Origin of the sequence: Pseudomonas sp. JL2 (assembly GCF_031570495.1) — a bacterium.
In the GTDB taxonomy this organism is placed as follows: Bacteria; Pseudomonadota; Gammaproteobacteria; order Pseudomonadales; family Pseudomonadaceae; genus Aquipseudomonas; species Aquipseudomonas rhizophila.
Genome location: NZ_JAKUDH010000022.1, coordinates 102,402 through 109,288 on the forward strand (window position 1 = coordinate 102,402; position 6,887 = coordinate 109,288).

A 6,887-nucleotide genomic window follows, 5' to 3' on the forward strand; every position below is an offset into this window, starting at 1 on the left:
TGTGATGCCTTGCTATCGCTGAAGCCGATCCAGCGCCTCGCCACTGCGCTTGAACCAGTCGATCAGATAATCGGCCAGCACCTGGGTGCGCTTGGGCAAACCGCCCTGGTACGGGTGCACGAGGTACATCGGCATGCGACGGGTCTGAAAATCCCTGAGTAACCAGCGCAAACGTCCGTCAGCCAATTCTTCATGCAATAGATAGGACGGCAACCGGGCGATCCCGGCGTTGGCCAGGGCGGCTTTTTTCAGCAGGCTGTAGTGATTGCTGGCGAACGGTCCCGATACCCGCACCCGCAACAATTCGTGTTGCTGGTGATAGAGCCATTCTTCGCGGCCGCTGTAATGACTGTTGAGCAGGCAACGATGTTCGACCAGGCCCTGGGGCGTCAGGGGTTCGCCGTAGTGTTCGAGGTAGGCCGGGCTGGCGCAGGTCAGCTCATGCCAGGCCAGCAGCGGACGCGCCACCAGGCGCTCATCGAGGGTAGCGTCGGAGCGGATCGCCAGGTCGAAACCATCACGGGACAGATCCCGGTAGCCATTGTTGAGTTCCAGTTCAATCTGTACGTCGGGGTAGCGCTGGGCGAACTCCGTCAGCAAACCCTCAAAGAAGGTTTCGCCCAACGACACCGGAACCGTCATACGCACCGGCCCGGAAATTTCATCCTTCAGGCGAGCCAGGGCCTGACGCGCCCTTTGCACCTGCACCAATAACGCCTGGGCCTGGGGCAATAACGCCGCCCCCGCTGCCGTGAGACTCAAGCGCCGCGTGGTGCGCTGTAGCAACACCACCGAAAACCGACTCTCCAGCAGGCTGATGCGCTTGGACAACTGGCCCTTGCTGCAGCCCAATTGCTGGGCCGCCAGGGTGAAACTACCGGCCTCGATCAACACGGCGAACGCCGCCAGGTCGTCCATTTCGCTCATCGGATTGTTTCCAATTGAAAACCAAAGGTTGCCTATTACCACGATTATCAAGAGAAAGAACCTCTCTAGACTGCAATCTCATCCAGCCCATTGAGGAACAGCTAATGAAAATCCTGTTGATCGGCGCCAGCGGCACCATCGGTTCGGCCATTGATAAAGAACTGTCGCCGCGTCACGAGATTGTCCGCATCGGCCGTCACAGCGGCGACCTGCACGTGGATATCAGTGACAACTCTTCGATCCGTGCCCTGTTCGAGAAAACCGGTCGCTTCGATGCACTGGTCTGCGCCGCGGGCAACGTCACCTTTGCGCCCTTGGACGAGATGACGCAGGACAGCTTCGCCCTGGGTTTGAAAGACAAACTGATGGGCCAGGTCAACCTGCTGCTGATCGGCCGCGAATTCGCCAATGACGGTGCGTCCTTCACCTTCACCACTGGCGTGCTCAGCCACGATCCGATCAGAAGCGGTGCGTCGGCGGCGCTGGTCAACGGTGCCCTGGACAGTTTCGTGCGTGCCGCGGCAATCGAATTGCCCCGGGGCTTGCGGGTCAACTCGGTCAGTCCGAACGTGCTGCTCGAAGCCATGGACAACTATGCCCCGTACTTCCGTGGCTATAAGCCGGTACCAGCCGCCGATGTCGCATTGGCCTACGCCAAGAGTGTCGAAGGCCTGCAGACTGGCCAGACCTTTCACGTCGGTTGACCTCTTGTGATGCAGGATCAGTCTGCGTAACGTGGCGGCACTTGTCTGGAGACTCAATGATGCGTGCCGCCCGTTCCCTGCTGTTTGTCGCCCTCCTGCCGCTTTTCGCCGGCTGCCAGTTGCTCGACGCTCCACCCCAGAGCGTTTCCCATGCCGGCCAGATGCGCATGCAGGGCGAACTTACGGCGGCCGATGGCAAGCTGGTGTTCCAGCCCTGCCAGGAGCAGCGTCGCTACATCGTCAACGACAGCGGCGGCACCAGCGTACTGCAACAGGCCGCCAGCCTGGCCGATGATCAGGGCAAACTGTTTGCCGATGTGCGCGGCCATATCGTCACCAGCGCAGCGGCCGGTACCGACAGCCAGTTGAATCTTGAGCAGCTGTATCGCCTGGAGCGTTCGGGCAGCGCTTGCGACGACGCCGACTTCAAGCGGCTGCTCCTGCGCGCCACCGGCCATGGCCCCGAGTGGAATCTGAACGCCAGCGGCAAAGGCCTGGTGCTCGAACGTGAGGGCCAGCCGCCTCTGGCAGTGCCTTTCGTTGAGGAACAACTGGGCGATGGCCGCTTCAATCTCGGCACCGAAGCCAACGGCCAGAAGGTCGAGCTTTGGGTCACTCCCCAGCGCTGCGTCGACAGCGTGACCGGCAGCGTGCAGCACATGAGTGCCGAGCTGCGGGTCAACGGTCAGGTCCAGCGCGGATGCGCTTACTTCGGCGGTGCGCGTAACGACTGATTCGAAGTTTTTTGGCTTATAATCGCCGGCTCACGCCCTGGCGCAGTTGTGCGTCCCGCGAACCGGATCCTGTCATGTTACGAATCACCGAACTCAAGCTGCCGATCGACCATCCCGAAGAAGACCTGCGCCCAGCCATCGTGCAGCGCCTGGGCATCGCCAGCGATGACCTGCTCGACTTCACCCTGTTCAAACGCAGCTACGACGCGCGTAAGAAGTCCTCCGAACTGTGCTTCATCTACACCATCGACCTGACGGTGCGCGATGAAGCCGGCTTGCTGCGCAAGTTCGCCGATGACCGTAACGTCAACCAGGCGCCGGATGTCAGTTATAAAGTGGTGGGCCAGGCACCGGCTGACCTGAGCGAACGGCCGATCGTGGTCGGCTTCGGCCCGTGCGGGATCTTCGCCGCCATGTTGCTGGCACAGATGGGCTTCAAACCGATCATCCTCGAGCGCGGCCCCGAAGTGCGCCAGCGCACCAAGGACACCTGGGGCCTGTGGCGCAAAAGCGTGCTCAACCCCGAATCCAACGTGCAGTTCGGCGAAGGCGGTGCGGGGACGTTCTCCGACGGCAAGCTCTACAGCCAGATCAAGGATCCCAAGTTCCTGGGTCGCAAAGTCCTGCACGAATTCGTCAAGGCCGGCGCGCCGGAAGAAATCCTCTACGTCAGCAAGCCGCACATCGGTACGTTCCGTCTGACAGGCGTCGTGGAAAACATGCGTGAGCAGATTCGCGCCCTGGGCGGCGAAGTTCGCTTCCAGCAGCGGGTCACGGATGTGTTGATCGAGGACGGCCAGTTGGTCGGTGTTGAACTGGCCAGCGGCGAACGTATTCATTCAAAACATGTGATTCTGGCTCTGGGCCACAGCGCCCGGGACACGTTCCGCATGCTCCACGGCCGCGGCGTGTACATGGAAGCCAAGCCGTTCTCGGTGGGTTTCCGCATCGAACACCCGCAATCGCTGATCGACAGCGCGCGCCTGGGCAAATATGCCGGCCACCCGAAGCTTGGCGCCGCCGATTACAAACTGGTGCACCACGCCAAGAACGGTCGCTCGGTGTACAGCTTCTGCATGTGCCCGGGCGGCACCGTAGTGGCGGCCACCTCCGAGCCGAATCGCGTCGTGACCAACGGCATGAGCCAGTACTCACGCAACGAGCGCAACGCCAACTCCGGCATCGTGGTGGGCATTACGCCTGAAGTGGATTACCCGGGCGGCCCCTTGGCGGGCATCGAATTGCAGGAGCGTCTGGAATCCCACGCTTTCGTGCTCGGTGGCAGCAACTACGAAGCCCCGGCACAACTGGTGGGCGACTTCATTGCCGGCAAACCGTCTACGGCGCTGGGCAGCGTCGAGCCGTCCTACAAACCGGGAGTGTCTTTGGGCGACCTGGCCTTGGCCCTGCCCGACTTCGCCATCGAAGCCATCCGTGAAGCCCTGCCGGCGTTCGAAAAGCAGATTCGCGGCTACTCGCTGCATGACGCCGTGCTGACCGGCATTGAAACCCGCACCTCGTCGCCGCTGCGCATCACCCGCGACGAAACGTTGCAAAGCCTGAACGTCAAGGGCTTGTTCCCGGCTGGCGAAGGCGCCGGCTACGCGGGCGGGATTCTCTCGGCGGGCGTGGACGGAATCCGGATTGCCGAGGCGGTGGCGCGGGATATCCTGGGCCTCAAGGCCTGACCCCTACCCACTGCGGGAGAAGCTTTGTGGGAGCTGGGCTTGCCCGCGATGCAGGCAGCTCGGTCTATCAGGTGAACCGAGGTGATGCTATCGCGGGCAAGCCCAGCTCCCACACAAGCTCGCTGCCACAAGGAAATTCAGTGTTTTCCAGTGTTCAGATATTGGCTCGGAGCACACTTTCCGGCAGCGCCTCACCCCGCTCCACACTCGCCGCCACGGCGTCCATCAATCCACTCAGCTCGTAGCCCTGGGCCTTGAGCCACGCCGGATCGTAATAGGTCGTGGCATAGCGCTCACCGCCGTCACACAAGATTGCCACGATCGAGCCCATCTCACCTGCTTGCACCATCTGCCTGGCGGCGATCAGCGCGCCGATCAGGTTGGTGCCGCTGGATCCGCCGACCCGTCGGCCCAATCGCTGGGCCAGGTAGTGCATGGCCGCCAGCGACAGGGCATCCGGCACTTTGACCATCGCATCGATCACCTTGGGCAAAAACGACGCTTCGACCCTTGGCCGGCCGATACCTTCGATCCGCGAACCACAATCCAGGCGCAGGCTCGCATCGCCGCTGCGGTAATAGTCGAAAAACACCGAACGCTCGGCGTCGGCACACAGCACACGGGTACAGTGCTGGCGGTAGCGTACGTAACGACCCAGGGTCGCGGTGGTGCCGCCGGTGCCGGGGCTGGAAATCAGCCAGCTCGGCTCCGGATGCCGCTCGAAACGCATCTGCTGGAAGATCGATTCGGCAATGTTGTTATTGGCGCGCCAGTCCGTGGCGCGCTCGGCGTAGGTGAACTGGTCGATGAAGTGGCCGTCATGCTCACGGGCCAAACGCTCGGACTCGGCGTAGATCTGCGTAGGATCGTCCACCAGGTGACTCTGGCCACCATAGAAGGCGATCTGTGCGATTTTTTCCCGGGAGGTGGTCGCCGGCATCACCGCAATAAAGGGCAAGCCCAAAAGCCTCGCGAAGTAAGCCTCGGAAATAGCCGTCGATCCGCTTGAAGCCTCGATCACCGGGGCGCCAGGCTTGAGCCAGCCATTACACAGCGCGTAGAGAAACAGCGAGCGGGCGAGTCGATGCTTGAGGCTGCCGGTGGGGTGGCTGGACTCATCCTTGAAGTACAACTCGATACCCGGCAGCCCTGGCAGCGCCAGTGGAATCAGATGGGTGTCGGCGCTGCGCTGGAAGTCAGCCTCGATGATACGGATCGCTTCACGCGCCCACTGGCGGTGGTCATTCATGATGTCTTCTCACTGGATCAATGCGACGCGAGGAACCTGACGTACAGGCAGGCACGACTTGTCTCGGAAAAACCAGTCGCAAGCTTAGGAAAAAACCGACATCGCGCACAGGTACAGCTAAGGTCCAATATGGCCTGTCACTGCCTGACCACGCGTTGCATGCGTTGTAACGACATATAACAAAAAAGAATATAACTTTTGTTTTAACAACTAACAGTACCGGTTAGGGTGGACCATCTTTTTGATTTGATCCATGGAGAGCAACCGTGCCTCTACGTAATACTTTGACCCGTTTCCTTCAGTTGGAAGCTGCCAGCGGCCTGCTATTGATCGCCGCCGCCGTGTTGGCCCTGATACTCAATAACTCACCGCTGTCGTGGCTCTATACGGACTTTCTGGACACCCCTGTGGTGGCCCAGATCGGGGCGCTGAAAATCGCCAAACCGGCGTTGTTGTGGATCAACGACGGCCTGATGGCCATGTTCTTTCTGCTCATCGGCCTCGAAGTCAAACGTGAGGTTCTCGACGGGCAGCTGTCGAAACCCTCGCAGATCGTCTTGCCGGGTGCGGCAGCGATCGGTGGCATGGTCGTCCCCGCCCTGATCTACTGGTTCCTCAACCGCGACAATCCGGCCGCCCTCGCAGGCTGGGCGATTCCAACGGCCACCGACATCGCCTTCGCCCTTGGCGTGCTGGCCCTACTGGGCAAACGGGTACCCGTGTCGCTCAAGCTGTTTTTGATGACCCTGGCGATCATCGACGACCTGGGCGCCATTATCATCATTGCCATCTTCTACTCGGGCGCCCTGTCGACCTTGTCACTGGTATTGGCAGCCGCCTGCATCGCCGCGCTGGTGGCGATGAACCGCGCGGGAGTGGTCAAGCTCGGCCCCTACATGGTTGTCGGCCTGATTCTCTGGGTCTGCGTACTCAAGAGCGGCGTCCATGCCACCCTGGCCGGGGTGACCCTGGCATTCTGCATTCCGCTGCGCACAAAAAATGCCGAGACCTCACCGCTGCTGACCCTGGAGCATGCCCTGCACCCCTGGGTGGCCTATGGCATCCTGCCGCTCTTCGCCTTCGCCAACGCCGGCTTGTCCCTGAGCGGCGTCACCGTCGAGAGCTTCACCCATCACGTGCCGATGGGCATCGCCATCGGCCTGTTGCTGGGCAAGACCGTCGGCGTTTTCGGCCTGACCTGGCTGGCGGTCAAGATCGGTATCGCCAGCCTGCCCGCCGGCGCCAACTGGGGGCAGATACTGGGCGTGGCAATCCTGTGCGGCATCGGCTTCACCATGAGCCTGTTCGTCGGCTCCCTGGCGTTCGCGCCCGGCACCAGCGAGTATGCCGGTATGGACCGGATGGGTATTCTCACTGGCTCGATCCTGGCGGCGTTGCTGGGTTATGCGGTGACAGCGGCGGCTAGTCGTAAGCAGACAGCATTTAAAGCCAACTAAAATTACCTGATCGGGGTGATGTTTGTTGTGTGTTTATTGGTGTGTTTATTGGTGTGTATATCCGTTTCTTCGATGACGGCCACTTATGGTTCCGCTCTTACAGCGGGTCACTTTTGGAAGAGCGCCAA

General features: G+C 61.1%; 6 protein-coding genes. 4 read left to right on the top strand and 2 right to left on the bottom strand.

What is annotated here, in order from left to right; genetic code table 11:
- Nucleotides 1-12: 12 nt before the first annotated feature.
- A complete protein-coding gene (locus tag MKS85_RS23400) occupies nt 13-927 on the bottom strand; it encodes a LysR family transcriptional regulator (protein ID WP_188252307.1) in 915 nt (304 codons plus the stop codon).
- A 104-nt stretch (nt 928-1,031) separates the two neighbouring features.
- Between MKS85_RS23400 and MKS85_RS23405 the strand changes: the two genes are divergently transcribed.
- The 3 genes from MKS85_RS23405 to MKS85_RS23415 all read left to right on the top strand — a co-directional run bounded on the left by MKS85_RS23405 (nt 1,032) and on the right by MKS85_RS23415 (nt 4,053).
- Nucleotides 1,032-1,631: a short chain dehydrogenase gene (locus MKS85_RS23405; RefSeq protein ID WP_188252306.1), complete on the top strand. Its 600-nt coding sequence runs from the start codon at nt 1,032-1,034 to the stop codon at nt 1,629-1,631.
- Between the two features lie 59 nt (nt 1,632-1,690).
- Nucleotides 1,691-2,365 carry a COG3650 family protein gene (locus tag MKS85_RS23410; protein WP_047228436.1) on the top strand — a complete coding sequence of 225 codons (675 nt, stop codon included), beginning with the start codon at nt 1,691-1,693 and terminating at the stop codon, nt 2,363-2,365.
- 74 nt (nt 2,366-2,439) lie between these two features.
- The gene (locus tag MKS85_RS23415; RefSeq protein ID WP_047228396.1) at nt 2,440-4,053 is read left to right on the top strand and encodes an NAD(P)/FAD-dependent oxidoreductase; all 1,614 of its coding nucleotides are present in this window, start codon (nt 2,440-2,442) and stop codon (nt 4,051-4,053) included.
- Between the two features lie 154 nt (nt 4,054-4,207).
- Here MKS85_RS23415 and MKS85_RS23420 read toward each other — a convergent pair whose 3' ends face one another.
- Complete coding sequence (locus MKS85_RS23420; protein ID WP_171061417.1) at nt 4,208-5,305, bottom strand: PLP-dependent cysteine synthase family protein; 1,098 nt, start codon at nt 5,303-5,305, stop codon at nt 4,208-4,210.
- Nucleotides 5,306-5,568: 263 nt separating this feature from the next.
- Between MKS85_RS23420 and nhaA the strand changes: the two genes are divergently transcribed.
- Complete coding sequence (gene nhaA / locus MKS85_RS23425) at nt 5,569-6,759, top strand: Na+/H+ antiporter NhaA (RefSeq protein WP_047228398.1); 1,191 nt, start codon at nt 5,569-5,571, stop codon at nt 6,757-6,759.
- The last annotated feature ends 128 nt before the right edge of the window (nt 6,760-6,887 follow it).

Coding starts and splice junctions, on each gene's coding strand:
- MKS85_RS23400 (WP_188252307.1), bottom strand. CDS start 927: ATGAGCGAAATGGACGACCTGGCGGCGTTCGCCGTGTTGATCGAGGCC.
- MKS85_RS23405 (WP_188252306.1), top strand. CDS start 1,032: ATGAAAATCCTGTTGATCGGCGCCAGCGGCACCATCGGTTCGGCCATT.
- MKS85_RS23410 (WP_047228436.1), top strand. CDS start 1,691: ATGCGTGCCGCCCGTTCCCTGCTGTTTGTCGCCCTCCTGCCGCTTTTC.
- MKS85_RS23415 (WP_047228396.1), top strand. CDS start 2,440: ATGTTACGAATCACCGAACTCAAGCTGCCGATCGACCATCCCGAAGAA.